The sequence below is a fragment of the Ruegeria sp. AM1 genome (assembly GCF_056540745.1).
Map to the genome: position 1 here is coordinate 67,588 of NZ_JBQFXH010000010.1, position 26,478 is coordinate 94,065.

General features: G+C 53.6%; 34 protein-coding genes, 1 tRNA gene and 1 riboswitch. Of the genes, 31 read left to right on the forward strand and 4 right to left on the reverse strand.

Annotation, left to right across the window (positions count from 1 at the left end):
- Window positions 1–101: 101 nt before the first annotated feature.
- Window positions 102–315: riboswitch (cobalamin riboswitch) on the reverse strand.
- Between the two features lie 829 nt (window positions 316–1,144).
- Window positions 1,145–1,879 carry a helix-turn-helix transcriptional regulator gene (locus ACR0I7_RS16695; RefSeq protein ID WP_480513010.1) on the reverse strand — a complete coding sequence of 245 codons (735 nt, stop codon included), beginning with the start codon at window positions 1,877–1,879 and terminating at the stop codon, window positions 1,145–1,147.
- A 120-nt stretch (window positions 1,880–1,999) separates the two neighbouring features.
- Between ACR0I7_RS16695 and ACR0I7_RS16700 the strand changes: the two genes are divergently transcribed.
- The 14 genes from ACR0I7_RS16700 (at window position 2,000) to ACR0I7_RS16765 (ending at window position 9,917) form a co-directional block, all read left to right on the forward strand.
- On the forward strand, window positions 2,000–2,356 hold the full coding sequence (locus ACR0I7_RS16700; protein WP_480513012.1) for a VOC family protein: 357 nt from the start codon (window positions 2,000–2,002) through the stop codon (window positions 2,354–2,356).
- A 110-nt stretch (window positions 2,357–2,466) separates the two neighbouring features.
- A complete protein-coding gene (locus ACR0I7_RS16705) occupies window positions 2,467–2,865 on the forward strand; it encodes a hypothetical protein (protein WP_480513014.1) in 399 nt (132 codons plus the stop codon).
- Window positions 2,866–2,888: 23 nt separating this feature from the next.
- Complete coding sequence (locus tag ACR0I7_RS16710) at window positions 2,889–3,197, forward strand: hypothetical protein (protein ID WP_480513016.1); 309 nt, start codon at window positions 2,889–2,891, stop codon at window positions 3,195–3,197.
- Window positions 3,198–3,301: 104 nt separating this feature from the next.
- On the forward strand, window positions 3,302–3,790 hold the full coding sequence (locus ACR0I7_RS16715) for a hypothetical protein (RefSeq protein ID WP_480513018.1): 489 nt from the start codon (window positions 3,302–3,304) through the stop codon (window positions 3,788–3,790).
- Between the two features lie 149 nt (window positions 3,791–3,939).
- Complete coding sequence (locus ACR0I7_RS16720; RefSeq protein WP_480513020.1) at window positions 3,940–4,227, forward strand: hypothetical protein; 288 nt, start codon at window positions 3,940–3,942, stop codon at window positions 4,225–4,227.
- 1,122 nt (window positions 4,228–5,349) lie between these two features.
- Complete coding sequence (locus tag ACR0I7_RS16725) at window positions 5,350–6,024, forward strand: phosphatidylserine decarboxylase (RefSeq protein ID WP_480513021.1); 675 nt, start codon at window positions 5,350–5,352, stop codon at window positions 6,022–6,024.
- A gap of 12 nt (window positions 6,025–6,036) precedes the next feature.
- On the forward strand, window positions 6,037–6,783 hold the full coding sequence (pssA, locus tag ACR0I7_RS16730) for a CDP-diacylglycerol--serine O-phosphatidyltransferase (RefSeq protein WP_480513023.1): 747 nt from the start codon (window positions 6,037–6,039) through the stop codon (window positions 6,781–6,783).
- A 9-nt stretch (window positions 6,784–6,792) separates the two neighbouring features.
- Window positions 6,793–7,416 carry a class I SAM-dependent methyltransferase gene (locus ACR0I7_RS16735; protein WP_480513025.1) on the forward strand — a complete coding sequence of 208 codons (624 nt, stop codon included), beginning with the start codon at window positions 6,793–6,795 and terminating at the stop codon, window positions 7,414–7,416.
- 586 nt (window positions 7,417–8,002) lie between these two features.
- Entirely contained in the window at window positions 8,003–8,236 is a 234-nt protein-coding gene (locus ACR0I7_RS16740) for a hypothetical protein (RefSeq protein WP_480513027.1), read from the forward strand.
- A 3-nt stretch (window positions 8,237–8,239) separates the two neighbouring features.
- The gene (locus tag ACR0I7_RS16745) at window positions 8,240–8,470 is read left to right on the forward strand and encodes a hypothetical protein (protein WP_480513029.1); all 231 of its coding nucleotides are present in this window, start codon (window positions 8,240–8,242) and stop codon (window positions 8,468–8,470) included.
- On the forward strand, window positions 8,467–8,706 hold the full coding sequence (locus tag ACR0I7_RS16750) for a hypothetical protein (RefSeq protein ID WP_480513030.1): 240 nt from the start codon (window positions 8,467–8,469) through the stop codon (window positions 8,704–8,706). Before ACR0I7_RS16745 ends, ACR0I7_RS16750 begins: the two co-directional genes overlap by 4 nt.
- Window positions 8,707–8,736: 30 nt before the next feature.
- The gene (locus ACR0I7_RS16755) at window positions 8,737–9,024 is read left to right on the forward strand and encodes an ATP-binding cassette domain-containing protein (RefSeq protein ID WP_480513032.1); all 288 of its coding nucleotides are present in this window, start codon (window positions 8,737–8,739) and stop codon (window positions 9,022–9,024) included.
- Window positions 8,961–9,413, forward strand: a complete 453-nt coding sequence (locus ACR0I7_RS16760) for an ATP-binding cassette domain-containing protein (RefSeq protein ID WP_480513034.1) — start codon at window positions 8,961–8,963, stop codon at window positions 9,411–9,413. The genes ACR0I7_RS16755 and ACR0I7_RS16760 overlap by 64 nt, the downstream gene beginning before the upstream one ends.
- A 345-nt stretch (window positions 9,414–9,758) precedes the next feature.
- Entirely contained in the window at window positions 9,759–9,917 is a 159-nt protein-coding gene (locus ACR0I7_RS16765) for a hypothetical protein (RefSeq protein ID WP_480513036.1), read from the forward strand.
- 178 nt (window positions 9,918–10,095) lie between these two features.
- Here the strand turns inward: ACR0I7_RS16765 and ACR0I7_RS16770 are convergent, their stop codons facing one another.
- Window positions 10,096–10,314 (reverse strand): hypothetical protein, encoded by a 219-nt coding sequence (locus ACR0I7_RS16770; protein WP_480513038.1) that lies wholly within the window; start codon window positions 10,312–10,314, stop codon window positions 10,096–10,098.
- Window positions 10,315–10,468: 154 nt separating this feature from the next.
- On the opposite strand from ACR0I7_RS16770, the gene ACR0I7_RS16775 reads away from it, so the two are divergent.
- Window positions 10,469–10,735, forward strand: a complete 267-nt coding sequence (locus ACR0I7_RS16775; RefSeq protein WP_480513040.1) for a DUF2312 domain-containing protein — start codon at window positions 10,469–10,471, stop codon at window positions 10,733–10,735.
- Window positions 10,736–10,752: 17 nt separating this feature from the next.
- Here the strand turns inward: ACR0I7_RS16775 and ACR0I7_RS16780 are convergent, their stop codons facing one another.
- Complete coding sequence (locus tag ACR0I7_RS16780; RefSeq protein WP_480513042.1) at window positions 10,753–11,457, reverse strand: hypothetical protein; 705 nt, start codon at window positions 11,455–11,457, stop codon at window positions 10,753–10,755.
- Between the two features lie 367 nt (window positions 11,458–11,824).
- Here ACR0I7_RS16780 and ACR0I7_RS16785 point away from each other — a divergent pair.
- From ACR0I7_RS16785 to ACR0I7_RS16835, 11 genes are all read left to right on the forward strand, one after another.
- Window positions 11,825–11,900: transfer RNA gene (locus ACR0I7_RS16785), tRNA-Thr, on the forward strand.
- A gap of 139 nt (window positions 11,901–12,039) precedes the next feature.
- On the forward strand, window positions 12,040–13,269 hold the full coding sequence (locus ACR0I7_RS16790; RefSeq protein ID WP_480513044.1) for a tyrosine-type recombinase/integrase: 1,230 nt from the start codon (window positions 12,040–12,042) through the stop codon (window positions 13,267–13,269).
- Window positions 13,270–13,405: 136 nt separating this feature from the next.
- The gene (locus tag ACR0I7_RS16795) at window positions 13,406–13,639 is read left to right on the forward strand and encodes a helix-turn-helix transcriptional regulator (RefSeq protein ID WP_480513045.1); all 234 of its coding nucleotides are present in this window, start codon (window positions 13,406–13,408) and stop codon (window positions 13,637–13,639) included.
- Window positions 13,639–14,154 carry a hypothetical protein gene (locus tag ACR0I7_RS16800; protein WP_480513047.1) on the forward strand — a complete coding sequence of 172 codons (516 nt, stop codon included), beginning with the start codon at window positions 13,639–13,641 and terminating at the stop codon, window positions 14,152–14,154. Before ACR0I7_RS16795 ends, ACR0I7_RS16800 begins: the two co-directional genes overlap by 1 nt.
- Before the next feature lie 1,190 nt (window positions 14,155–15,344).
- On the forward strand, window positions 15,345–15,614 hold the full coding sequence (locus ACR0I7_RS16805; RefSeq protein ID WP_480513049.1) for a hypothetical protein: 270 nt from the start codon (window positions 15,345–15,347) through the stop codon (window positions 15,612–15,614).
- Complete coding sequence (locus ACR0I7_RS16810; RefSeq protein ID WP_480513051.1) at window positions 15,611–16,978, forward strand: DUF4055 domain-containing protein; 1,368 nt, start codon at window positions 15,611–15,613, stop codon at window positions 16,976–16,978. Before ACR0I7_RS16805 ends, ACR0I7_RS16810 begins: the two co-directional genes overlap by 4 nt.
- A gap of 4 nt (window positions 16,979–16,982) precedes the next feature.
- Window positions 16,983–17,624: a hypothetical protein gene (locus tag ACR0I7_RS16815; RefSeq protein WP_480513053.1), complete on the forward strand. Its 642-nt coding sequence runs from the start codon at window positions 16,983–16,985 to the stop codon at window positions 17,622–17,624.
- Between the two features lie 120 nt (window positions 17,625–17,744).
- Window positions 17,745–18,125: a hypothetical protein gene (locus ACR0I7_RS16820; RefSeq protein WP_480513055.1), complete on the forward strand. Its 381-nt coding sequence runs from the start codon at window positions 17,745–17,747 to the stop codon at window positions 18,123–18,125.
- Window positions 18,122–18,721 (forward strand): hypothetical protein, encoded by a 600-nt coding sequence (locus ACR0I7_RS16825; RefSeq protein ID WP_480513057.1) that lies wholly within the window; start codon window positions 18,122–18,124, stop codon window positions 18,719–18,721. Before ACR0I7_RS16820 ends, ACR0I7_RS16825 begins: the two co-directional genes overlap by 4 nt.
- Before the next feature lie 139 nt (window positions 18,722–18,860).
- Window positions 18,861–19,487, forward strand: a complete 627-nt coding sequence (locus tag ACR0I7_RS16830) for a terminase large subunit domain-containing protein (RefSeq protein WP_480513059.1) — start codon at window positions 18,861–18,863, stop codon at window positions 19,485–19,487.
- Between the two features lie 2 nt (window positions 19,488–19,489).
- Entirely contained in the window at window positions 19,490–20,203 is a 714-nt protein-coding gene (locus tag ACR0I7_RS16835) for a hypothetical protein (protein ID WP_480513060.1), read from the forward strand.
- Window positions 20,204–20,273: 70 nt separating this feature from the next.
- On the opposite strand, the gene ACR0I7_RS16840 is transcribed toward ACR0I7_RS16835, so the two are convergent.
- Entirely contained in the window at window positions 20,274–20,822 is a 549-nt protein-coding gene (locus ACR0I7_RS16840; protein ID WP_480513062.1) for a hypothetical protein, read from the reverse strand.
- A gap of 80 nt (window positions 20,823–20,902) precedes the next feature.
- Between ACR0I7_RS16840 and ACR0I7_RS16845 the strand changes: the two genes are divergently transcribed.
- The 5 genes from ACR0I7_RS16845 to ACR0I7_RS16865 all read left to right on the forward strand — a co-directional run bounded on the left by ACR0I7_RS16845 (window position 20,903) and on the right by ACR0I7_RS16865 (window position 26,186).
- Window positions 20,903–21,169 carry a hypothetical protein gene (locus ACR0I7_RS16845; protein ID WP_480513064.1) on the forward strand — a complete coding sequence of 89 codons (267 nt, stop codon included), beginning with the start codon at window positions 20,903–20,905 and terminating at the stop codon, window positions 21,167–21,169.
- On the forward strand, window positions 21,166–21,300 hold the full coding sequence (locus ACR0I7_RS16850; protein ID WP_480513066.1) for a hypothetical protein: 135 nt from the start codon (window positions 21,166–21,168) through the stop codon (window positions 21,298–21,300). Before ACR0I7_RS16845 ends, ACR0I7_RS16850 begins: the two co-directional genes overlap by 4 nt.
- Before the next feature lie 385 nt (window positions 21,301–21,685).
- Window positions 21,686–24,124, forward strand: a complete 2,439-nt coding sequence (locus ACR0I7_RS16855) for a DUF4062 domain-containing protein (RefSeq protein WP_480513068.1) — start codon at window positions 21,686–21,688, stop codon at window positions 24,122–24,124.
- Window positions 24,125–24,201: 77 nt separating this feature from the next.
- Window positions 24,202–25,452: a DUF5677 domain-containing protein gene (locus ACR0I7_RS16860; protein ID WP_480513070.1), complete on the forward strand. Its 1,251-nt coding sequence runs from the start codon at window positions 24,202–24,204 to the stop codon at window positions 25,450–25,452.
- 200 nt (window positions 25,453–25,652) lie between these two features.
- Window positions 25,653–26,186 carry a hypothetical protein gene (locus ACR0I7_RS16865; protein WP_480513072.1) on the forward strand — a complete coding sequence of 178 codons (534 nt, stop codon included), beginning with the start codon at window positions 25,653–25,655 and terminating at the stop codon, window positions 26,184–26,186.
- Window positions 26,187–26,478 lie beyond the last annotated feature (292 nt).

The following is a 26,478-nucleotide window of genomic DNA, read 5'->3' on the forward strand; positions in this document are numbered from 1 at the left end:
GGCGAAGGAAACAGAACCATGTCGTTGCGGGCGAAACCGCTGTGCCATCATAAGCTCCTGACCAGGCGCCCCGCCTGCATCGAGTTGAAATGTCGACGCACGGGTGTGCGCCGGTGATGGCAGGTCTCCTGACTTGCGGGTCGCTGCTCCCCCGAACCTTCCCGGACGTTTTGTCCAGTGGTCCCTATCGGGGTCGCTCACCGCCTACAGTTGCGGGGGCAGTCACGGATTTGGCGCAGGTGAGTGTGCCGTACCGTGTTCCCTTTTCATCTCGTTGGTCTAAGGCCGTTGAGAACCATCACCGCTAAATGGCCCGTCCTGGTCGCTTCCGTCAAGTCGCAATGTAAGGGACACAGCCATCCAACCGACATTCTTCGCAGGTCGTATGGTCCCGCACGTCTTGTATATAATCCGGTTAAAATGAAATTGAGGTTTGAAATGTGGTTGCTAAAGCCGTCTTGAAAACTCGTACCGAGTCACAACAGAATTCGTGCTGCTCGGACGAAGCAATGCCGTAACAGCGAAACTCAGAAAACGAATGACCACAAAGCCTGCGACCTGTGAATTGCCCACTCCATCCTCGCTGCATGATGCTTGAATAGCGGGTTTCCCTGTCCCTATCCTTGGAGCTGGCATGTCTCCGGATCGCTCTTGTTCGAATGCTGACAACCGCAGACGAAATCATGGGGACAGAAACCTGAAAGAGCGACCCTTTCCCTGCAAGACCGGGAATTTCCACTAAAAAGACGCGGGAGTTTCCCTGCCAGGATGCTCAGGGAGCTCTTTCATAAGCCATTGATCTATATGTAGATTTTTGCCCACGGACGTCAAACAACTTCAAAATGGTGCGTTTTATCCGTTAAATTCCCTGTTTTCAGGGAATTTTGGCTGAGACTGGCTAGCTGCAAACTGTCTAAACAGACATGACTTTCCTATTTGTGCCGTCCAGTACGAATCGCGACTTATACGGTTAGAAAGCCAACTTTTGTCTGGCAAAAACGCAACTCTCACCAAATTTAGCGGATTTGATCGTGGGTTCAACGCGCTACGGATGCAAGTCCCGCTCGGTCAGCTTGCCGACCTGCTCTAAAATCGTATTTAGCGCTAAAGAGAAATCTTTCAGTGATATGTGGGCGTGTTGAGATCATAGCGAAAGGTCTTCCTTTGTTATTGAAGGAGCGAAAGCCTCTTTAGGCAACAAGTGAAAAGAAGTTTCCTTTTTTTGAGCAGTAAGCATCCGATCACAACGAAAAATACGCGCGCCATCCCTCAAATGATCAAAAGCGACGACATACCAAATCGGGTATTTCAGCAAAAGATAATGAGGTGCTATCCGACGGTCTGATGTGTCCCCGTCTTCTCGTCGATAACGTATGTCCAGTTCTTTCTGGGTAAGAAACGCCTGATGCAAGGCTTGTACCACCCGTTTCGGCGGTGCGCTCGCGCTAGCCTGAACAAAGGTCGATGCGGTGACGCCCACCATGATCCGCGATTTCAGTCGTTCAACCTGTCTCCGCTTTTCCGGCGAGAACGATGCAATCAACTGCCGACGCACAGAACTGAGGTTCGCCAGAAAGATCGGCGACTCCATTTTCTCTGCGACCGCGATGCTGATGAGAAGGTCGACCGCTTCGGCGTACGGCAGGTTCAGGCGGCCCACGCCCCAATTTCTGTCAAGCCGTACACCACCACCGCGCCCGCGATCTGCGTCGATTTGCATGCCACGTTCCCGCATAAGCGAGAGATCCCGTGCAATTGTGCGCGTGCTGACATTGTGTTGCCGGGCGAGGTCGTCGATCGTGCAGTGCTTGTCTTGTTTGAGCTGGATCGCAATCGACTCGATCCGCGTCAGCCTTTCATATGCGCTTGCCCGTGGCATCAAACAAATAGGACATAAAATGACATATTAATCAATATAACGTCTTTCAGACGAGTCGTTTCCTGACTTTCGAACTATTGCCCCACACGCTGTCTAAGCAACAGAACAGGAAAGAAAATCATGAAGATGAACTACTGTGTTGTCGGAACGAACGACATGGCGGCATCGCAAGCCTTCTACAACGAGCTCTTTGAAACGGCCGAGCTTCGGGTCGTTTCGCCGTCAGAACGTATGACTTATTGGATGAGTGACGACTTTGCCTTCGCAACAGCGATACCGTTTAACGCAGAACCCGCCACCAACGGCAATGGTACGATGGTTGGCTTTTGTGTTGGCGTAAAGGCCGAGGTCAAAAGGATGCACGAATTGGCTCTTAGGCTTGGCGGCACATCTGAGGGCGCACCGGATCAGCGTGGCCCAAAATTCTCAGCATATGTGAGAGACCCAGACGGCAACAAACTGTGCTTCTCTGACTAGCCTTGGGAAAATCTCTCGAAACGTCCCCTTTTCAAAAGCGTGAATTGCCGCGATTTCAATCTTCTAACCTTTTGACATTACTTGTCGTATAGACATTTGGAGAAAACAAATTGACCCTTAAAACCACCGTCGTGCAGCTCTTGGTTGCGTTGCCGTTCTTTCTGGTAAGTCTTTCAGCACCGGCGCAAGCAGACAGCTTGCAAGATGCGCGCGCGCGTATTGATGCTTTGACCGATGCGCAAATAACCACCGCCGTTGCAAACTGGATCAGAAGTGAAGGCGGTGGTTGCCGTGTTCAGTTGGCAAGTAATACGCAAGAAATTCTGGAAAAAGCGATCAATGCCACGCTCTTCGAAGAGATGCAGATCGAAGCATCCCATCGGGGAGAGCTGTCCGAGTATCTTGTAGATAGAGTCGATGACACCATGGATACTGCTATGAAGGACGGACTGTTCTTCATCACGAAAGATGACGGTCAGAATTATGTGATGATCAAAGATTGTAGTTAAAACCCGAGGAGCCAAAACGTTTCATGATACTAGACTATATGCTCGTGGGTGTTTTGGTCTTCGTCGGCGGACTCAGTGGCAGGGCGGCTTGGCGCAAAGAGGAAAGACAGACAAAGGCAGCTTTTATTCTTTGGACGCTCCTAGCCATTCCGAGCGTTTTGTTCTTGCTGTTTTTTGCCGACGGCCTGCTGTCTCAAAATGAGTTGCTGGTGCAAGGGCTGTTTGACGCCGTGCCTTATACCTTTGGCCTGTCGCTTCTGCCGTTCCCGCTCTCGATTGGCTGTAGCTGGATCGTGGGGTACGCAATTTTCAGAACACGAGCAAAAGCATAGGCGGCATCCGTCGCCCATGCATACATTGAGAACACAATAGTGAGTTTATAGCCTTGCCCAATTTCCTGCTTAGATTCCCGTCTCCTGTGGCGTTTCGAAATGTCTTGAACGCCACAATCGCGACCGTCGTCCTCGGCACATGTGTGCATGCCGAAACTGCTACGGTCGAGCGCTCAGAGGACTTTAGCGTATTTTGGCCTCAACTACGTACTGCGCTTTTGACAAGCGATGTTGAGGCACTTGACGAGCTTTCACTGAGCACGCTCGGTATTCCATTTGGTTATGACAGCCTCGATCCCGCGAACGCATGCGACAACAAGTTGTTAAAGGCTTATCTCCAAGCAAAGTTGGATTTTTTTTACCAACGGCCGGGGCGCGAATCCTGGCGCGAATTCCTTGAAAAGACACCGGTTCTGGACCTCAACACCCACCCCGATGTGATTGTGAACGGCATCGGTGAGTACTCTGTTGGTCTTAAGGTCCGTTTTGCAAAAAATCATATCGACGGAGCTTGGGACCTTGTGGACATGCTGGATGACCGGGCGCGGGTCGTTGAGATGGCCGAAAGTGCTGTCGGCGAGGTCGGCTGTTGAGAATCTACTTTCCGGCTCCGCTGCTACCGGGTTCTACGCAGGCTGTATTTGCGCTCCAGGACGCGGCGCTTGAGGCCGATTTGACCGCCTACATTGCGGAACGCAAAAGAATGCTTGCGCGGCACCCGTCCTCCGCCCCGCAAATTGCAATGCTGCAAGATGCCCAGGGCATGCGCCGTAAGATCGAAGGTGCGGAAGATGGATCGGTTAGATTTGATGACGCTCATTCATACCTTGTGTTGAGGTATTCAGAGCGTATCGCATCTGCGAACTTTGATTATGCCCACTGCGAGGCCTGTAAAGCCAATGTCTGGATAAAAGATCTATCGTTTTCATCATTTGAAGAGGGCCATGGCTTGGGGCGCACCGCAGGGCGGCAGGTCAGTTGCAGATGCGGCATGTGCATTTGGCGGCATTTCGATCAAAACCCCAAGTGACCAACTTAGCCTGCAAGTTTGATGCGGTTCTTTAATGTGGTAGAAAGAGAGCCTGCTGACTTTGTAAACTCACTTCGGGCGCATTTCTTCATTCTGTCCACTACTACTCTCAGTAAAGCCGGGGACATCAATGCCTATATGACGTGTTTCACTGAAGGCGCCGCGATATAGTACTAAACCTGACATTCGCCGCGAGCACATATTTTGTCATAAGCAAGCTTACTGGACGGTAAAGTGACCATTTCGCTGCGACTACAAAACGCCCGAAGGTCAGACTGGCAATGCTCCATTTTTTGCTGCCACTCATAAACAATTCACACGATTCCCCCCTGCAAGGCACCATCCGATCTCCTGTGGCTCAGATGGCGCGCTTTTCTGGGATGGATTTCGTATAAGAGTCGAGTGAACAAGATATCAATGTCCGATAGCTCTTTAACTACCGAGGCGAAGGCTACCCAGGCCAGATACGGTAAAAACCGGCCACTGGTTATGGCTTGACTGCGCTGCGGTGCAGCTTCACCAGACCGGACTTTCTCTGCTGTCGCATGAAATAGGTGTCCTGGAATTCGCAATCTGCGGACTCCGCCGACATTCATTTAATGAGCTTTGCTGACGCAACGATGCATTGCCGTCGCAACCTGGGTTCTTCTGCGGCGCATCCGCATTGCGTTCATCAAGGGCAACGCTGGTGTCCCGCAAACAGATCAGCCAGCCAAAGGCTTTATTTTGTGTCGCAAATTTAAAAGGTCTAGCGGGCTTCTATTGAACCCCAACTGTTTCGCTTGAGATATAAACAGATGCTGATGCACTACTTGCAGCGATTTTGACACTTGGCTCAGGGCAAAAATATGAGATACGTCTTGAGATATCAGCTCGAACTCCAATCAAGAGATATGCAGCGCCAAAGATCGATGTACCGCAGCAGGAGATCGCAAATGAGGGCGCTACTGAGCGAATACGATCGCAAGAAACGCATAGCGCCTAACGTCGAAAGGGCTGCGACTGATGCCATCAGAACCGCTACTGTCGGCAGTCGATCAACAACAGCGGCAGTGGCCGCTCTTGCCATCCACGCCAATCAATTTATGAAAGTGGTGCCATTGACCTAAGGGAAGTTTTGCGATGCGCATGCGCGATACGTTCATCAAGCCGATGCATCCGGAAGGAATTCGGTTTGTCGCAGTCTTTGCCGCCTTAACGGTCGGGCTATTTCTTCTGTCTGACCTATTGGGCTGGCTTGGTGTTGGCCTGACCGTCTGGTGCTACTATTTCTTTCGTGACCCGGAACGTGTGCCACCGGCAGGGGATGGGCTGATCGTCAGCCCTGCGGACGGGGTGGTATCGCTGATCGAGAAGGCTGTTCCACCAAAAGAGCTGGGCATGCCCGAGGAACCGCTAACCCGCGTCAGCGTGTTCATGAGCGTCTTCAACTGCCATGTGAACCGGACACCGATCGAAGGCGAGATTGCCGCCGTCGCCTATCGTCCGGGCAAGTTTTTCAACGCGTCCCTGGACAAGGCCAGCGCTGATAATGAGCGTAACAGCCTGCGCATTCTGATGAAGAATGGTCAGGATCTGGCCGTCGTGCAAATTGCCGGCCTCGTGGCCAGACGGATCGTCTGCTTCGTGGAACCAGGGGACACGATGCAGACCGGCGAGCGCTTTGGGCTGATCCGGTTCGGGTCCCGGTTGGATGTCTATCTTCCCGATGGGCTGAACCCGCTGGTGCGTGTGGGACAAACAATGGTCGCTGGCGAAACCGTCCTTGCCAGTTTGAGTTCGGGCCAGAGAAAATAGGTAGGTAGATCAGTGTCAGAGCCATCCAATCAGGACGAGACCGGGTTTGCGCTGATCCATTTGCTCCCCAATGCGTTAACCATAACGGCCATCTGCGCCGGCCTGTCCGCAATCAGATTTGGCGTGCAGGGCAATTTCGTGCTTGCGGTGCAGCTCATCATTGCTGCCTGTGTGCTGGATGGGCTTGATGGGCGGATCGCGCGCCTGCTTTGCAGCGATAGCAAAATGGGGGCAGAGCTTGATTCACTTGCCGACTTTTTGAACTTCGGAGTGGCTCCTCCGCTTGTTCTCTATTTCTGGGCCCTGCAGAACATACGCAGTGCCGCGTGGCTTGCCGTGTTGTTTTTTGCGGTGTGCTGCGTCATGCGCTTGGCCCGGTTCAATGTCAGCAGCAAGTCCGAGACCTGCGATCAGGACGGCGCCTATTTTGAAGGCGTCCCGGCCCCTGCCGGAGCGTTGCTGGTCATGTTGCCAATGTATTTGTCCTTTGCTTTGACCGATGCGCCCCTTCTGCCCGATATCTTGATCTGCGCTTACATGGTGCTCATCGGCCTTCTACTCATCAGCCACATACCAACTTGGTCGTTCAAGACGACAAGGGTCTCGCGTGAAAACACGAAATATGTCCTCATCGGCGTTGCTGTTGCCGGGGCCGCCCTGCTGACCTTTGCCTGGGCCACCCTGATTGCAGCATGTATCGGGTATGCGGGGATAGTCGTTTGGGCCTGGCTCGATCGAAAAACACCTTATAACTCTTAAGGATCAAAGATGGATATCAAGGCCGTTCAAACCTCCTACGCACGTTGGGCGCCCGTGTATGACAAAACCTTCGGTGCCATCACCAATGTCGGGCGGCGGCACGCGGTTGAATACATAAACAGGCACCCAGGAAAGGTGCTGGAGGTCGGTGTCGGCACTGGCCTGTCACTGGAGCACTACGGATCCGAAACGCAGGTCACCGGGATCGATTTCAGCGAGGAGATGCTGGAGAAAGCCCGCAACAAGGTAAAAGCCATGACACTTAGCCATGTCACAGAGCTGAGGCAAATGGATGCGCGCACCCTCGATTTCCCGGACAGCACCTTCGATACGGTTGTGGCGATGCACGTACTCTCGGTCGTTCCAGAGCCGGAAAAGGTGATGGCGGAAATAGCCCGGGTCTGCAAACCCGGTGGTAGAGTTGTGATCACCAATCATTTTAAACGCGCGCAGGGGATGCTGGCATCTCTTGAACGCGTTTTTGCCCCTCTTGCCAATACAATTGGGTGGCATTCGGACTTTGATATCGAAACAGTCCTGCAGGAGGATGCACTTACTCTCGAAGAGCAAACCTCTCTTCCGCCGCTGGGCATGATGACATTTTTGGTGTTGAAGAAATCATTGGCAGCATAACAGATTTCAAAAATGCCACTGATCTCAAGGGTTGAGCGCGGGAGAATCGCCGTCAGATACAGTGCGCCAAGCTGCAACTTCAACGCTAGTATGAACCAGTTAGATTATATTTGACATATGGTGACGCGCTTGAAGCACTTATGCGCACTGCATCAGACTTCAGACACTATCCCCTCAACGGTCGGCACAGGGAAGATAAGATGCAATATACTGTATTTAGAACAATATTTTAGGCTTCCACCAAAGCTTCAACGCATACACTGCGATCTCCGATTCAGAAATCGGCTGGATTGAAGGGGGAATTCCACTCCAGAGACCTTGTTTAATTGCCCTCAAATTTCTGCAAATTAATCCACTACTGACTGAACGGTATAAACCCGTTATCAATCTGCACGCTCAAACCCGGCCGCACCATCAGGCCGTTTTGCAGCACAAGGAGGGAAGGTGAGACGATTGTATGAGGAGCAATCGGTTCTGTTGTCGAAAGTGACTGAGAGTCTCACCAACACAAACGCCTGGCTGTGCGCTGCACCACCAGAGCAGGGCATCTCAGCCAGACGTTGCCATATCTTTGGGAGGAGATCGTATGCTTGACGAAGCCATCATTGACGCTGTGGATCTGTCGAAACTCAGATGCCAGAGTGATTATGGGCTGAAACGTCATGCAAGTGTGAACCTCAATCGGGTGTCCGATTATGAAGTAGGCGAGCGGCGCCAGTCGGTTGCGCATGCTCTGGGGCGCAATTCCGGGGTTGTGAACAAGCTACGCGAATTGGCAAAAAGCTCGAATTATTGCATGCTCACTACCGATGCCTCATAAGTGGTGGTCGAGGAATACAGTGTCTCCAACAACGCCCAACACCTGTCGAACCAAGGCCTGAAATGCGGAACCGTATTGGGCGAGGAATTCGCCGGGACAAACGGAATGAGCCTGTGCGCCGAGACGCAGCGGGCGCTGACCGTGGCCGGATCGGATCACTACTTTAAGGTCTTCGAGCAATTCACCTGTTCCGCGGCCCCAATTTTGGGCGAAGACAATGAGCTGTTGGGATGATCAATATGTCGGGCGTTGACACCCGCAGCGATCAGAACGGGAACTTTGTCCGCCACGTGTTGTCCGGAGCCGCGCAGGAAATTCAGGCAGAATTGTTCAAGCAGCGCTATATGTCCAACTTCCTGATTCAGCTCCGGTCCGGAAGCGAGGCACAAGCCAATGCGCCGATGGCGATTGCAGATGCCGGAACGATTGCCGGTATCACCTCGGACGCAGCAAAGATCATTTCGGGTTAAAGCTCGAGCTCAGAACTGCGCGGCAACAGCGTGACGGATTACCTGTACCCGCACAAGACCATCTATGACAACATGGCTAACGCGCTGAGCATCGCCAAGGTCGACAAGGAAACCATCGAACGTAAGGTCAAGGAAGCCGCCGAGATGATGGGCATCACGCATCTGCTGGATCGTCGCCCGCACGAGTTGTCGGGCGGTCAGAAACAGCGTACGGCCATCGGGCGTGCCATCGGGCGCGAACCGGAACTGTGTTCATGTTCGACGAACCGATCGCTCACCTGGATGTCACCCTGCGTGCCCATATGCGGTCGGAACTGAAGATCCTGCAGCGCAAGCTGGGCACTCCGTCCGAGATCTATAGTCAGCCGACCAACAAATGCGTCGCCAGCTTCATCGGCGAACCGATGATGAACTTCGTCGACTGCGACATAATCGAAACCGACGGTCAAATTTCGCTGCGTAGCGCGACCTTCGAGGCCTCGGTTCTGGACGAGCAGGCCGCCCTGATCCGCGCCAATGCCAACGGGCGTCAGGTTTCGCTTGGCATCCGCCCCGACGACATCTCGTTTGCGTTGAACGGGACAGCCCCCACTGCCAATGGCGAAGTTCTGATCGCCGGGCTTCTCGGCGGCGACATCCTGGTTAAGGCACAACTGAAAGACGCGCGCGTCACCGTAAAGACCAGGCCGGACTATCCCGGTCAGTAAGGGGTAGACTGCGCCCTCGTCTTCGCGCGCGAGGACGGCTTGGCGATCTTTTGATCCCGGCCAGCGCACAGAACCAAAACATCAAGTTCAGGTGCCGCATCTGCAGCGCCACTCACCCAGGGCAAAAATGAAAGTAAGATGACAAGTGCAGTACACTGACTTCTGAAAGTCGGCATCAAACCCAGTAGAGATGCAGATTTCAAAACGGTCATGGGCCAGCTGGTCGAGGAAACCAGCAAGGAAACCGGAACTCTGGGCTATGAGTAGAACTTTACCGAAGATGAAGGCCACTGCTCTATCTACGAACGCTTCGCGGATTGGGCTGCCGCTCTGATCCATCTGGGTATGTTCGGCGACAGATTTGCCGAAGCCTTCCTGGATGCCTGCGAACCACAGGCCATCACCGTGATGGGCAATCGGACCAAAGAACTGCGCAACGCAACCCCGGATTTCTCAAAAACCGTCTCGACCTATGCAGCAGGCTTCGCGCGCTTCGCGGCCTAAGCCGAACAAACTAGGCTTGGGCAAGAAACATCCGGCTTGCCCAAGCCTTTCTCGAGCCCCGCGATCAACGTCAACGGGCCACGCGCAGATGCCCGAAAGCTCTTCGTTCAGCCATTCCCCTGCCATAGCCATCTTCCGAGCATCGAACTCGAACGACGCCAGTGCCTGAACAGGGCGGTTATCCGAAGGATATCCCTAGAATCACCAGCATCAAACCGATTACCGATAGGAAAAGCGACGCGAGGTTCCAGGGCAGGACGGCCTGAACAGCAGCCCGCAACTCATCATCGGTCAGGCCAGCCTTGCGCGCCTTCATGACGCGCAGGATGCACCAAACCAGTCCGAGCATTCCCGCCATAGACAGGGCAGCACCGCCCCAGATGATGATGTCGAACATGGCTTTTCACACAGCTCCTGTGATTTCCCATCGCGATTAGCGGATCACCTGCGCGGGCACAAGCCTGCATGCAGAATGTCCACTTGCAGACCGTGCGGCTGCACTGTATCCGGCATATCGCCCGAGACCTCATTAGCCGTTGGGAGAGAGACAGATGGAAGACATCACCGAAGATCAGGCCACCGCCAACTATCGCGTTACAGCTGGCGAATTGCGTCAGTTTATCGAACGGTTCGAGCGTCTGGAAGCCGAAAAGAAAGACATTGCCGAACAACAGAAAGAAGTCATGGCCGAGGCAAAGGCGCGCGGTTACGACACCAAGGTGATGCGCAAGGTGGTCGCTCTGCGTAAGCGCGACAAGGACGATATCGCCGAAGAAGAGGCGGTTCTGGAAATGTACAAAGAAGCTCTGGGCATGTAAGCCGAATGGCCCGCAAATCACTCCGGTGTTTGGGGCTTCAGGAACCTGATATCTGGCATGGATTGAAGCCGTGCCAGATCTTGCTGGTAAAGCTCGGAAAAAGCGCTGACGATATCGTCGCTCCAGCCAGGCAGCTCCAGCTCCTCTTCGATTGCGTCCGGCAACGCGTGTTCTTTGAAAATCCCGACAAGGCTTTGCTGCCGGGTTTCCGCATCAAGGGGCGCGTCCTGGCGAACCAGCGCGAGGATTTCGCGCTTTCCTGTATCGGAAACCAGTGACGACAGCAGCGAGAACTCGTCCGTGAGCGCCGTATCGCTCTCCAGGCCGCAAACCGCGCGTACGATATCACCCCAAATTAGCGGCGTATCTTCATTGCTCCAAAGCGTGACCTGAACATCGGGGGCCAAATCCCGAATATCTTCGATCATGCTGAGCCAGCTCAGACAGCTCAGATCAGTCTGCGCAAGAATGTCGCGCCGTGCCTCTTCGGACAGAGACATCAGCACTTTGGGGATAAAACTGCCCGGATCGCGCAGCCCGACGAACAGTTCAACCTGAACATCATCGAACAGTCGGTCAATAAGGGCGATACGGTGACCCGCAGACGGGAAGAACTGCCCGTCCTGAATGGCCGAAGTGCGTTCACCGATGAAATCTTCGCTCGACAGGATCAAGCGTTTGATGCTCGCGTCCTCCACCACCGAGGCTTTCCAGGCCGTCATCGCAGCGGGCGTCTGAGCGGCGGCTTCTGCAGACGCCAGGACCGACTTGAATGCTTGTCGGTATCGCCGCGGGCCGACCACTCTGACTCCGTTTTGTGTCAAGAGGTCAGCATTTGCTTGCAAGGCTCCCAGCAAGAGACCCTCATCGGTAAAAACTGCGCCAGCGTGAATGACCACCTGCATCCCGGCTTCGTGACCTCGTATTCTTTGCGGTTCCATTAGCCGGGTTACCGCGCGCGACCCAGACAGTCAAATCGAGCGGTCAGCGGAATTTCGTGTCGTTCCCATCAGATAAGCCACTAAGTGCTAAGGTCTGGTGAAATTGAGGCTTGCAGTCCTCGCAGATAGAGATTAATCGAACGCCAGCGCCCCTATAGCTCAGCTGGTAGAGCAACTGATTTGTAATCAGTAGGTCCGCGGTTCGAGTCCGTGTGGGGGCACCACTTAAACACCAGTCAAACACCGGCAAAATAAGATGTTTCCTCAATTACTTGAGGTGCTTACCGAATCTTCGGTTGGGTTTGATTATGGTTAGAACGTATCATGAATCTTGTAACGAAACGGTCATTACAAGGACATGGTATGCCGCAGATTAAGTTCACGGATTCGACGCTCAAGTCGCTGTCCACAACCAAGACAACATGGTTCTCAGATCCGTCCTGCAAGGGGTTACGCCTCTGCGTGACCAAGAGCGGTGTCAAAACTTGGTACGTAACCAAATGGGATTCTGTCGCGCAAAAAACGCGGTCGGTCAAGCTGGCACAGTGGGCAAGCAAAGGTGCGCATTGCGCTTGGGCGAAGAAGCAGATGGGGGCAACGCTGCTCGATATCCACGAGGGCAATGTGCTGACAAAGGATGAGCGTGAGGTGGAAAGGGCACGCCTCGGCATCCCGACGTTCGCCGAAGCTCTGGAACAGTATATCGAACACCGCACCAGTGAGCGGGCATCGGGCAAGGCTCCGATGGTCGAGAAAACCGCCAAGGATTACCGCAACACATTCAAGCTGCGTTTCTCGCGCTGGGCAGATGTCCATGTGGACGAACTGCCGATCCTCGAAATCAATCAGTACCTGAATGCTCTGCAACTGACGCGCCCGCATGGCGCGCGGACGGCATCTGTACTGGCTGGGGCAGTGGTTCGTTTCGTCAACCGGCTGTGCGCCTTGGCGTTACCGATTCCATCGCTCTTGGATAACACCACGATCAAGAGCCGCGTCGAAACCGGCAAACTCGACCTGTCCGTACCTTGGGCGGATCGCTGGGCCGAGATTGAGCAAATCCCTAATGAACATATCCGCCTGTGGTGGATGCTGACTTGGTACACGGGATTTCGGCAAGAGACGTTCCGTGCCCTCAAGTGGGATCAGGTTGATCTTAAGAACGGGGCAATCACGTTCCGGCGCAGCAAGCACACCTATGACCGCAGGATCGCCGTGTCGGATGATGCGGTGCGGATGCTCAAACGGTTGCGTAAGATCAGGTTTGAGGATTGCGATTGGGTGTTTCCGTCCCGGCGCATCATTGGGGACAAACGCAAGCACCTCGGCCAGATGGATGGGCTCAAGCTGACCAACCCCGGCGACCTACGTCATTTCTGGATGACGGCGGCGCGCGAGGTTTGCCCGCGCCATGTGCACCGCTGGCTGGCTCAGCAGACGCTGACAGACAACGACCTGCGAATGCTTGGGCATTACGGCGAACCGAGCTTTGATGAGCAGAAGCGTGGGGCTGACGCGATTGCTGATGCGATCAACAAGCAGCTTCAGGATGCACCTTGCAATGTTGTTGAAATTGGTCGGACAGGCACTTAAATTCGAAACATCAACGGAGAAGCGATGCGGCAGCGCTGAACTGTGACCTGCGGGGGCAGATAGGCACGCGACAGCACGCAGAGAAACGAACCGCCCAGATAGGGCTTTCCTGCAATTGCCTACCGTTGAGGTTATCATGACAATCGATGAACTCGGTCGCCAGTTGGCTGACCTACGCGTGGATGTGATCCGCGCAAACCCACCCCAAGTAATGACCCCAGAAGAAGCAGCGACGTTTCTTGGCGTCACCACCGAGACTTTGTTCCGCTGGCGCAAAGATGCCTTTGGTCCGCCCTATTCGCAGCCGACGAGCCGGGTAGTTCGCTACCTGCGTGATGATGTGGTCGCATGGATGCGGGAGCAAGGCTGATGATCACCAAGATCGAACTGCACGAAGATGGTGAGGGCTGCGATGTTCACACGGAAGATGGCTTTGTCGTTTCGATGAGAATCGCTGCTGCTCGGGCCAAAACACGGTTCGAGCGCGCATATACGCAACAGACGAACCGAGTTTGGACCTATCGCGGTGATCACAAGGCGCTGATTGAACCTTTGTTGCGCAATGCAGAGACACGGTGTCCTGTGACTGGTCAGTGGCGCGCGACCCGCAACTGGGCTCTCCACTACTGTCGCCGGAACCATCTGGATCGCGGATTAGATGACTCAAGGTTCCTTTCGGGCGCGGCATTGTTCGAGCATGGCCAGTATATCGTGCAACGCAAATCACTGCTTTCGAACGCGCGGGAACATGGTTTCTGTGGGCACGACCAACGCTTTAGCAAAGACCTAAAGGCAGCAGGTTTGAGACCCCGGACACCTACAACGATTGCCAACACGTCAGTAAGGCCATGGGTGCTTGATCTGTCGGAGGATGAGCTCGCATGATTACGCGCGACTGGGTTCTTGAATACTGCCACCAGAACCATCGTCGGCGTTCGCGTGGGCTCAAGGACGCGCCGTTCCATCAGGGAGCGGCGTTGTTCGACGGTGAGCGGTATTTCGTTAAGTGGGCACCTTTGAAGGCGGGCGCTAGAGCGGCTGGTTGGTCTGGATCGGCGGCCGAGTTCGCAGGTGCATTGCGCGCGGCCGGTATGGTGTCCAGACAGAACACGACAGTGGCAAAAAGACAGTGTCGTCCGTGGGTGTTGGAACTGACAGAAAAAGAGAAACAGGCGGTCCAGTGTGAACCGTGTGGTTAGAAAACTGCGTTACGCGTGCGCGCACACAACGCGTACGCACGTGTACTGCTCGTTTTCGGGAGCGATGCCCTGTGTTTTGTGCGGTTTCTGCGGTTTTGGGTAGTATCACCTTGGTTTCAGGTGGTTTTTCCGACGCTACAGGACCACCAAAGTTTGACCACAGGCAAAAGTGCGTGCGGTCCCGTGTCCAGAATGCTTTGCAGCAGTGATCAGTAAGGCGGTTTTGTTTCAAAGGTCGCGCGCGCGTACGCGAAGAGATCACCAAATCCTGGGATTATCTCGCCCATCCGGGTATGGTTACATCTCTGCACATATGTCCCTGACACCCGGCGGATATCCGTCATCTGCGCACAATTGCCTGTAGAAAGTGATCGTTGATCAGTTGATCTGACCACTCAACCGATTGAACACAAAGCACAATCCTGTCCGAAATCCTTGTGACAAACCTTGTAACGAAGCATTCGACTGGTTTATCGCGGTCAACCACCCCTTTTCTCTGAGTGATCCCGACCCGCCCCCACGAAGACAGAAGATCACAATTCTCACGTTTACCCCGCGCCCTTCAAACCCAAGTCACGCCCCTGACTCATAAATCCATCGTCTCGCCCGCTCTACTCAACGCTGACGCCCGTAGCGCGCCATTCCCCCACCATCATGCCCGACGCCCCAAAACCCCGCCTCTCTGACGCGCTCTGCGAGTCCCAAAATCTTCCTGAGTTGTACCTAAACTTCCGGTCGCGCGCTCAATTCTGAGTTGCAATAACAAATTGCGAGTGTTTCGCGCCGGGTGGGTGCTCGCTGTCCAGAGGCCGCTTCCTGTCCTTGTCGGCTTCGCCACTCAGACCCACCCGGCATCACTTCACCGGGGAGCCCCCAATGCGAGAATTTCAAATCGTCGAATGCCCGGAGGGTTGCCGACTTGTGGGGATCGACATCCACACTGCCACACATCTGCCATTACCTATCACGCCCGAAGACGCAAAAGCCCTGATCTTGGCCGCGTTCAAATCGGACGATGACAAACCCCGCGCCGAATTCCTTGGCGTCTTGGCCGACAAGACAGCGAACGGAGTTCGTGTTCATCGGGTCGCCAAAGACAGCTGGTTCGAAATTCCGTGGACAGTCATCGCGCGTGAACTGACATGACCAAAATCTATCACCGCTCATACCATGACCGCCGGATCGAATATGACAAAATCCGGGACGTGATCGAGGGCGAAGATCGACTGAAAAAGCAGGGCGAGATTTACCTGCCCAGACCCGAAGGCATGACCCAATCGCAGTTCAAGCGTTACCTCACTGGCGGCTCTTTCTACGCCGTTGCGGAGCGCACACTGCGCGGTCTCGTTGGCGCGGCAACGCGCAACGCCCCGGTGATCGAATTGCCAACCCGGCTCGAACCGATGCGGGATACCGCGACGTTTGAAGGCAATTCGATCACCACTTTGATTGACGACACCCTGCGCGAGGTGATGTCCATCGGACGCCGCGCTCTGGTCCTCGACTATCCGCAAGAGGGGGCGGCCCCTGCATCCGCACCGTTCATCTCGACCTTTGATGCCGAGTCGATTCTGGATTGGCGCAATGAACTGGTCGAAGGTCGGCAGAAGCTGACGTATCTGCGCCTGCATGAGGATGATGCCGAACTTGAAGATAGCGGCGTCGAACAACACCTCGTCCTGACCCTCGATCCTGTCTACACGGTGCGGCGTTACCATGTGACCCGTTCGAAAACAGATGCGTCCACCCAAGAGGTTGAAATCCACGAGCCGATTACGCCGGTGGTGAACGGCAAGCATCTGGACCACATCCCGGCTGTTGTCATTTCGCCTTACAACCTGAAAGTGGATGTGGAAAAGCCGCCGTTCCTCGACCTCGTCAACGTCAACCTGGCTCACTGGCGCGTCTCGGCGGATTACTATTGGTCGCTGTTCCTGACGTCCCAACCGACGCCTTGGATCGCAGGTTCGATCAACGAGGCAAACAAGCCGCAGCAAATCGGCAGCGGTGCGTTCTGGGTTCTGCCTCAAGGCGCGACAGCGGGAATGCTGGAATTCACAGGCGCAGGTATTGCTGCGCAGAAGACGGCTTTGGACGACCTGACGGCCCAGATGGCAACGCTCGGCGCGCGGATGGTTTATGACGGGAAAGGTCGCAACGAGACCACCGACACGGCCAAGCTACGCCATCGGTCTGAACTGTCCCTTCTGCACTCTTCCGTCGTCATGGTCGAAGAAGGCATTCGGAAACTCCTGAAACTGGCCGCCGAGTGGACGCAACCGGGCACCGCAGATCAAGTCAAAGTGTTCCTGCACCGCGACTTCGTGACGGCCCAGATGGACCCTGCTGTCATGACCGCTCTGCTCAAATCGTGGCAGGCAGGCGCGATCTCCCACGACACGTTCCTGATGAACCTCAAGAAGGGCGAATTGATGGACGTGAACCGGACGCTCGACGACGAAAAAGACATGATCGACGAGGACGAGTCGATCCTACCGGGGATGACTTAGGCCCATGATCGAGACGGCAGACCCGACCCGTCAGACACCTACATCCCAGCTTGCAGCGGCGGTCATCGTGAACGCCTTGCTTGACCTGCTAAATGTCGCCGGGGCGACGTCTCAGCTAAATGAAAAAGACAAACGTGACACCATCGCCTTTCTGACGGACAAAGCCGGTGAATGGGCGCAGTCACGTAGCGATTGGTGCGATATGGCAGGGTTAGCAGAAGCCCAACTACAACGGCGGGTTGTTGCGTTCCTTGAGGGTAACGACTCGTTGCTGGCGGCAATGTTCGACGTTTCCAGACCGCGCGGTGACAAAGCCAAGATGCGGGAAAAGGGCGCTGCACAATCGCGTGCAATTTGGCGGGAGATGAAATCGCGACCACCAGCGCCCAAGCGTATCAAACGAACCGATCCCCAACCCATCCAACTGCCGCGCATCAAAAAGACGCTGACGCAAGACCTGCTTCTGCAAGCTCTCAAAGACAAACCCCTGACCATCCGGCAGCTTGTGTTCGCAACAGACGGTGATTTCGATACGACAACGATCCGAGTGCACCTTGAGCGATTACAAGGCCTTGGGCTCGTCGAAAAGGACGGCCCCGAATGGCAAGTTGCACCTAAACTTCCGGTTGCGGCGTGCGCCGGATAGGGGCCAGCGTCAATGAGCATGACGTGAGCCGGGGGCTCGCAGTGCTCCCTATCTGATGAAAAGGAGCGAGGCGGGTTTCAGTGATTTTCCCGTCTCGCTTTTTCATTTTGGAGCACACCAATGGCAGACAGTAACGATGATCAGGCAGCAAAGCTGATCGAATCCCTCTCCGGTAAAATGGTTGAGGCAATCCTTCCCAAAATTACGGAATCGGTCGAGGCCCAAATTCAGGGCGTCGTCAAAAAGAACGACGAACTGCTGGATGAACTCAAGCAGAAGAAATCGGAAGACGACCTTGAGGCGACGAAGAAACTGCTCGCCGGTCTTGAGGCCAAACAGCAGCAGGAACAGACCGACAAGAACGGTTTGATGCAATTCGGCTCTGAGGGTCAGAATATCAAGCTGTCCAAAGCCGACGCGCGCGACCCGGTTAAGTATCGGTCAGCGAAGAAGCTGGCCGCCGACCGTGGCGTTGATCTTGAAATTGTTCGCGACGAATGAGTCGGGGTCAGCAGCACAAACTCCTGAACCTGCCCGATAAGGTTCGGCAGGATGTCGTCCGGGATATTGTTCTCGGGCGACGTTCCATGGACCGGGTCACGAAAGACCTGCAACGCGACCTCAAGTTCAAAATATCGACCACATCCGTCAGCCGGTTCATGGCGCAGCATGTCGGCGAAGAAGAACGCCTTGGCATCTTGGCGCAGGCCGCACACGACGCCAAAATTGCCGACTTCAAAGCACGCGGCGAAATGATCGACGAGTTCGGTGAGGATACCGACAAGGACCTGAAATGGGTTCTGCGCGAGTTAAAGTCGCTGCTGCAAGACGCGAAGGACGACGACGAGAAAGCCCTGCAACTTGGCACGCTGAAAGAGTTGCGGCAATCGCTGATGGCCTTGGCCGACCTGCACGGCAAGCTCAACAAGAAGATGGACATCCATCTAAACCTCAATGAGAGCCCGCAGTTCATCCAACTGCGCCAGATCATCATGCGGGTTCTGGAAAACCACCCAGCGGCAAAGCACGACTTTCTGGACGAGATGGACAGGCTGGGCGTGATCAAGGAACCGGTTCTGATTGATGACCGCCCCTGATCCGCATCTCCTGTCCTTCCTGCAAGGATTGACCGTTTCGCTCGATCCCGTCGAGCGTTTCCGGCTTGCCATCGGGGAGCCAGATTCTTGGCAAACGGAACTCCTTAGGTCGGATCCCCGTTTAAACGAGGCGGACAGGATGATTCTCGCCCTATGTGGTCGGCAGTCGGGCAAATCGACCACGGCAGGCGGTCTCGGTTATGATGACTTCTCGCGCGGCAAGACAGTCATCCTGACGGCCCCGTCACTGCGCCAGTCAACCGAGTTATTCCGCAGGATTCTTGCCTACAAGAACACGGACCCGTTCTGCCCGCCTATTGTGCGCCAGACGCAGACAGAGCTTGAAGCACACCCGAAGCACGGTGGACGGATCATCGTCGTGCCCGCGACCGATCAGGCGCGCGGTATGACAGCGGATACAATCATCGCGGACGAGGCGTGTTTTCTGGATGATGATGCCCTGACCGCGTTCTTCCCAATGCGGAAAGAGACAGGTCGCATCTTCCTCCTGTCCACCCCGAACATGCGGCAGGGGTACTTCTATGAGACATGGACATCCGCAAAGCGGGTGCGCCGCATCACGGCCCGGTCAATCGACATCCCACGGCGCAAGGCGCAGGTCGAGTTCGACCGCGCAACGATGTCTGAGGCGACCTTTAGACGGGAACACCTTTGCGAGTTCATCGGCGCTGGAACGCCGCTTGTCTCTTGGGAGGCGCTTGAAAAGGCGTCCAATCCAAACGTCAAAGCACTGGAGCTTGTATAACAATGGCAAAGCCAGAATTCATCTTTCACAAAGACGGCACGGTCACGTTGCCATCGAATTCTGACCCGGCTGCTGCCGGGACGCAGAAGCGCGGATGGGTTCGCCATCACGTCGGCATGGACCTTGGGCGCAATGACCCGTCGGCCATCGTAGTTGTGCGGGACGAATGCTATCCGCAGTTCACAGGGCACGGCTTCGAACAGGAGTTGGGGCCGCGACAGGCGACCGTGGTGTTCCAAGAGACGATCCAACTTTTCTCTTACACCGACCTCGCCGACTACCTCGCAAAACGCCTGCTGAAAATCCCGCACTGGACGCTGACCGTGGATGCCTCGGGCCTTGGACAACCGTTCTCATCGGTTCTGGATCAGGCGGGCATCGAACACTTGGGTGTCGTGATCACAGCAGGGGCAGCCATCACGCGCGACGGCAATACGGTGCGCTGCTCCAAATCGCTGTTGGTAGAGAACCTCGCTGCTGGGGTAGAGACCGGCGGATTGACGGTCGCCGATGATCTCGACGGCAAGCAGGATTTGATCAATGAGATCGCGTCTTTCGAACTGACCACAACATCCGCCGGAAATCTTGTGCTGGCTGGCGGTGGCAAAGGGCATCACGCCGACCGCGCTATTGCTGCGGCTCTCGCCTATCTGCGGGTTACGCATCTGGACGCGCAGCACGGTGGCATTGAGCACAGGCTGCGCGGTTGGTCTTAAATCGGCCCAGACATTTGGCCAGAAAACCTAGGGGACTGTGCGTGCCGAATGCGAAGACCGCGTTGACAGATCAAAAATCGAGGTCTTCACAATCCTGCCACACCGAAGGGGCGCTCGTGATTTCCTTTTTTCTGTCACGCCCTTTGTAGTCCCGACCCTTTTCGGCAAGCCGTTTGCCTTGGTAGTATTTTTGTCGGACGTATTCTTCGTCCTCTCCGACACCGGGAAACTGCCTTATGCACTCCATAACAAGTGCTTTGATCGACGCCTTTGGATCAAGTTCTCGAAGCTGACAAATTGCACTATAAACCCAGCGTGGATCGTTTTGGTCGTCGTCATATTTACGCTTTCCGTGCAGATGAAGAATGGATTTGAGCTCGCCGGGATGCCCGTTCAGCATTGCCCAATCGTCGATGCCCTTTGCGGTTTGCTTAAGGTAAGTGAGTACCCAGTGAGGTATCGGTAGATCGCGTTCCAAAGCGAATGCAATCGCTCGCCATGCGGTGATCCCATACGACATCTCATGACGCTCGAATTGCATGGCATCAAGTTCGATTTCCTCCGGTGTGCCGAACAGTCTGTATGCCTCGCAGCCATCTTGGCCAACATCCCAAGCCATTTCGTTTTCTCCATAAAGGTCTCATGCCACCATCAATGAGGAAGGTGGCTGTTTTGAGACCAAACTGAAAGGTAACAACGATGGCTAATACTCTCACCGGAACCAAAATGACGAGCTCCGAAACGTTCCATGACTGCACCCTACTTGCCGCCGAGGCACTCGTGTTCTTGATTCAAGACCGCGAGGACACTTTCACCCTCGACTCTGTAGGACAGCTTTATTTCAGGGATAATTGGGTTCCGTCTCAGGTTCGCGAAATTCTCGAACACGATGCTGAGAAAGAAATGCGTGAATTCTATTCGCGGGTCGCTATGAGTGCAGCGGATTGCGCGGAGAACGCAGCATGAGTCCAAGTTTACGCGAGCGTCTCCGCCTCATCAGCCATGGTCTCGACGACAACAGTTATGTGCGCTTCGTGCATCTTGGTCGGACCTACATCTTCATGGAAGGGCGCTGGTGGACCGCGCCTGATCTCTGAACAAGAAAAATGTGCGGCCGCTTTGTGGCCGCTCATTTCATCGACTAGGTGCCGTACTGACCCGCGTTCTCGTCAAGCTCGGTGCCATCGCCCGTGTCGCTGTGCCTTGAATTCGACAAGCGACGAGGCATTTTCGCGTAGCTGGTAATCTTGCTATTCGGCTCAACCGACACGCCTCCAGCCCATTCTGTCGTCGAAGCCGAAGTGGGTTTCTCTGCCGAAAGGAACATTGGCAATGATCCCCATGTAACCCGCAAGCCAGTTCACCAACAGACACAATGGTGTAGACGAACCTCACCCCGCTTTTCTCTGTATATTGCAATAGACTCATTGTGAGATGCCAAATACGGTGCCCTAAAAACAATCAACTAGAGGGATCAATGCGGTGCAGCGCACCATTATTAAGTTATTCTTGGCTTCTCCTGGCGACCTAGTAGAAGAGCGAAAGGCAGCCAAACGAATAGTTGACGAAGAAAATCGGAACCACGCGATTCCACAGGGTTTCCAGCTCGAGTTAGTTGGCTGGGAGGACACCGTAGCTCAACATGGCCGCGCGCAAGAAGTGATTAATCGCGACTTGGATCAATGCAATTACTTCATCGGACTGCTTTGGAAGCGTTGGGGGAGCCCACCGGGACCGCAAGATGGACCTTACTCCTCAGGATTTGAAGAGGAGTATGAAAGGTCTGAAAAGCGTTTCAAATCAACGGGCAAGCCGAGCATATCCATGCTTTTTAAATCGGTCAGCAGTGCAGAAATTAGCGACGCAGGCCCTCAGCTCAAGAAGGTTCTTGAATTCAAGAGAACTTTCACAGATGACTACCGAGGGGTTTACCACACTTTTGACGATATACGGGAATTCGAGGATAGGTTTCGTTCGATTCTAGCATTGTTTCTTAGAAATGAGGCCGCAGAGAACACAAAGGTCGAAGCTGAAGAGTCGTCCAAAACGCCAGAAACCAGCAGCGAGCCTCAAAAGCAAAAATCTGATCGTGGTGAAATGCTCTTTGAGGCAGATGCAAAAGAGTTTGTTTCCGACCTGTTTGCAAGGCCATCCGATCCGAAGGACTATGAGTACACAGCCGTCGAAGCCGCCAGACTCAGACTCCTAGCAACCACATTGAAACGCTCTGAGAACGACGAGGCCGTCATTGGCGTTCATGATGCAAACCTGCTGTTTCGTGAGTTTAAGGATGCGGAAATAAGCAAAAGGGAGATTAGGGGTCTGCTTGCTGCCGGTCTTAACTATTTCGGCTCGCAGAATGCACCACTTTGGGCGTGGTTATGGAATGTTGGAAACTCGCCACTGCGCGAGGCCGCTTTGCGAACGATAGTAGGCTCCGATACTCAAAGGAAATACGCGTTTGAAGTTCTCGCGTTGTTCTCAGAAGATCTGCCTGAAATGGATGGGGGGCTAGACAGGGAGGACTTCGTTCGTTGGTGGCTCAACAACAAGGAAAACGACCTAGTAGCAGCTTCGCTGAAGTACCTTGGGCGTCGTGGCGTTTTTAGCGATATCGAACAAATTGATCCACTCTTGGAGTCATCTGAGACCACGATCTCCAAGGCGGCAGTTTCGGCGAAGATCGGTATTCTTTCACGCGAGGGCGCAGAGACAGCACTAGATTTCATTTCAAAGCAAGATGATGCAGAAATCTCGGACAGCGTATCGGATTTACTGCTGGCGCGACCTGAAGCAATAAGAACGGAATTACTGCGTGGCTGCCTATCCAACCAATCCACTGACTTCCGACGTAAAGTTGCGCATGAACTACTCAGTCGAGGTGAATTGTCGCTGGAAAATGGCAAGTTGCTAGTCGAGAGTTCCGATGCACAAACTAGGGCGCTTGGGTCTCAAGCTATTAGGATAGGAAGCTCCAGTTACTCGCTTTCGGATGCAAAAGCACACATCGTAAAGCCAAAGAAGCAAAACGCACTTTCCCTTTTCTCTCTTGGCGGAAGGGATTTCGAGGGCGAGGCTGTCTTTGAGCGCTACAAGCATGAAGTGCTCTGCAATCGCCAGCAATCAGAGTTGCAGGACCTACTCGCGAGCGAGAGTTTATACACAAACGACATTACACTCGCACTTTATGACAAGTGCTTCTCAAAATTCCGATCACATTTGATTCGAAACCTTGAGGATGGTTTTTCCACTTTCTTGGAAGTGAGGACTAGACAATTTGACCAATCCGCTGCACCGGACAAAAAGCTTGCAGATTTCATTCGTCAAAACATGGTCCAACAGGCAGTGGAATTGTTGGCCCGAAAGAATAGTCAGCACGGGCTTACAGCAATCAGGAACGCAATTGATCGGGGTGGGATAGAATATGCGGATAGTATTGTACAGTTTTTTGCGAAGAAAGGCAGTTGGGAAGATGTACCGAGATTGATCCGTCTTTGTGAGAATTTCCCATCTTTGGGTATGTCGCTCCTCTCATTTGTTAGTCGAAGAGAAGAGTACGAATTGTCGGCTAAGGCTATCTTGAAACTTGGAAAAAATCGTATTGCCGATTTGCTTACGATCAACATGCCGACAGAGCTTTGGAATTCTGTCATCAAATCCATGAGTAAGGCATCATTCATATCATTTGATGATGAACGCATCACGGAATGGTTGCGCGACGAAATCGAAAGCAAGCGAAAGACGGTCGCGCTCAAGAGCGTCATTTGCCTACCAAAGTCTAGAGTGGAAAAATTACTTAGTTTGTACACATTCACCGATGAAACCTACTACTACAACGCCGTCTGCTGGCTTGACCTTGGTGTTTCGGTTGACCGTGTCCGAGCCGTGCAATTCGCAACACTGGAAATCAGCCAGCGCTAAGGTTTAAGTCGCCAAGTGGCAAAAAAACTAGAGAAATCAGATGAAAACAATGACTGCGGACGCGTTTTAGAGAAAACATGTCGGACCTAAACAGAGTTATCGAAGAACACGTAAAAACACTTCCTAAGTTGCTCCTTAGGAAGGTCGTCAAGAAGAAGATTGAGGATCAAGGTATAGATGACGTTGAAGTGGTCGATGCCCTAACGGATCATGTTTTTTCAGGTTCGGAAGAAACGTTTCGCTGGGATGATGGCCGGCCAGATCAACACAAAAAACTACGTCTCGAGTTTACAGATGAAGACAAGAAGAAATTCGAAGCGGATTTGACAGAATTCATTGACAAGAAGCTTCCCGAGGCGATTCAAAATGCTGTGCATGATAGCGCCAAGTCGTTCGTCAAAAGCCTGAACAAGCTTTGGCCGGAGCAAAAGGTCGAAGAACGCAACGACATGCGGTACTTTCGAGACAGGATTGACTTAAGGTGGGCTAAGACACTCGACCCACTGCGGATTCTGCTCAACGCATCAAGAGAGATTGGTCAAGAATTTGCCGAAAGACTAGCTAGGTCAAAAGCAAAAAAGGGTATCGTAAAGCGCGAGGCCATATTGGCGCTTCACCTACGTGCTTGCCAGACCACGATGGAAATTTTGATCTTACTGGAAAATGGCTTAGCAGACGGTGCCTATGCGCGTTGGAGGACCCTCTACGAAATCTCGGTGGTCGCTTTTGTAATCGACCGGTTTGGAGACGAAGTCGCTGAACGTTACTTGGCGCACGAGGTAGTTAGCATCCGCGAAGCGACAATGAATAGGTTCCGCCACGACGGTCGTGCCTACGAAGCTGGAGCTCTAAAGGGTGAAGAGAAAGAAATTGAAGAAGAGTTCCAAAACTTGATTTCTGAGTTTGGCAGATCATACGCAGGTGCGTACGGATGGGCCGCCGAAAGCCTTGCAAAGAAGGCCCCACGCTTTCAGGATCTAGAAGAAGCGATAGACTGGAATGCCTTGCCGCCCAACTACAAGTCTTCCAGCCACAAGGTCCACGCGAGTGTGGCAGGTACCCTCAATAGACTCGGAGCGTTTGGAGAGCAGCCGATTTTGCACGCTGGTGCATCAAATGCTGGCATTGAAATACCAGCGATAAATGCCGCTTACTCTTTAACGCAGATCACAACACTTGTGTCTGGGAGGCTGAGTGACTTGGAAAACCAGATCAAGTTGCAGTCTCTCGTTCTGTTGCGGGATACGGTGCATAAAGAAGGTGAAAAAGCTGCAAAAAGACTTGCAAAAGATGAAATGGAAATCAGGCTTGGACTGTCAGAAAGCTGATAGCATTGTCTGCAAAGGCATCCGACCGTCAAGGTCTGCATGTGCCTCACTCAACTTGAATGGAATTTCCCATTAAAATTAACGGATCTGTCGGTAGGCCGTGACTTCGATAATATTGCCCAAACTACCAAACTACAATTGCCTTGAAGTGTCCTTGCTTGCCTTCCAGTTAGGAGCCGAAACAACTTGGGGTTCATAAAATGAGCGCTCGTCTATCGACAGCAATCCGAATAGGCGATGCCGCCAACGCGATCTTGCAAAAGACGAAGAGATTTCCTGATCAGAGCTTTGGGAGCCAAGAAGACTGGAATGAGCGTGAACATATCGGCGTCGAACCGATGCTGCTGGCGCTTGCTATGGAGTTGGCGCTTAAAGCGTGGTTCGTCTTTGACCATGATGATCCAAACGTCATCCGATCTCACGACCTTGCTAAGCTGTTTAACGGCTTGCTTCCCGAGAGCCAGCGAAAACTTGACGAGGAGTTCAAGAGGTCAGTCGCCCCATATCATCTTAGTGCGTTTTATATCGACTATAGTATTCGCGACATTCTTTCTCACCATAAAGATGCCTTTGTCGATTGGCGGTATCTCCATGAGGCATCGAAAACTATGAGCTTTGACCAGAGTGCGTTTGAGGCGACGCTTGAGATGGTTATCCGGGAGTTCAGAAAACGATACCGCATTGAAAAGGTTGAACCGCTGTGGTCTTCAAAACACCTACCCGATATCGGGTAGCCGCAGCTAATTTCGCCTGGCCCAAAGGTACGCCTGACTGCGCTTCAGCGAGTTCGCAGCGACCCTTGCAAAATCCTTGTAACGCCGAACGCCCACCGCAACTAACGCTTAGCCATCAAGCGGTTAGCGTCTAGCCCTAGGTATTTGTAATCAGTAGGTCCGCGGTTCGAGTCCGTGTGGGGTGACCCAGCCCCCTGAAATCAGGCCATTGAGGTGTTAGTAATCCGTCCAAGCAAAGGATGGACTATGAAACGCAGATTTAGCGACGAACAGATCATTGGAATGATCAAGG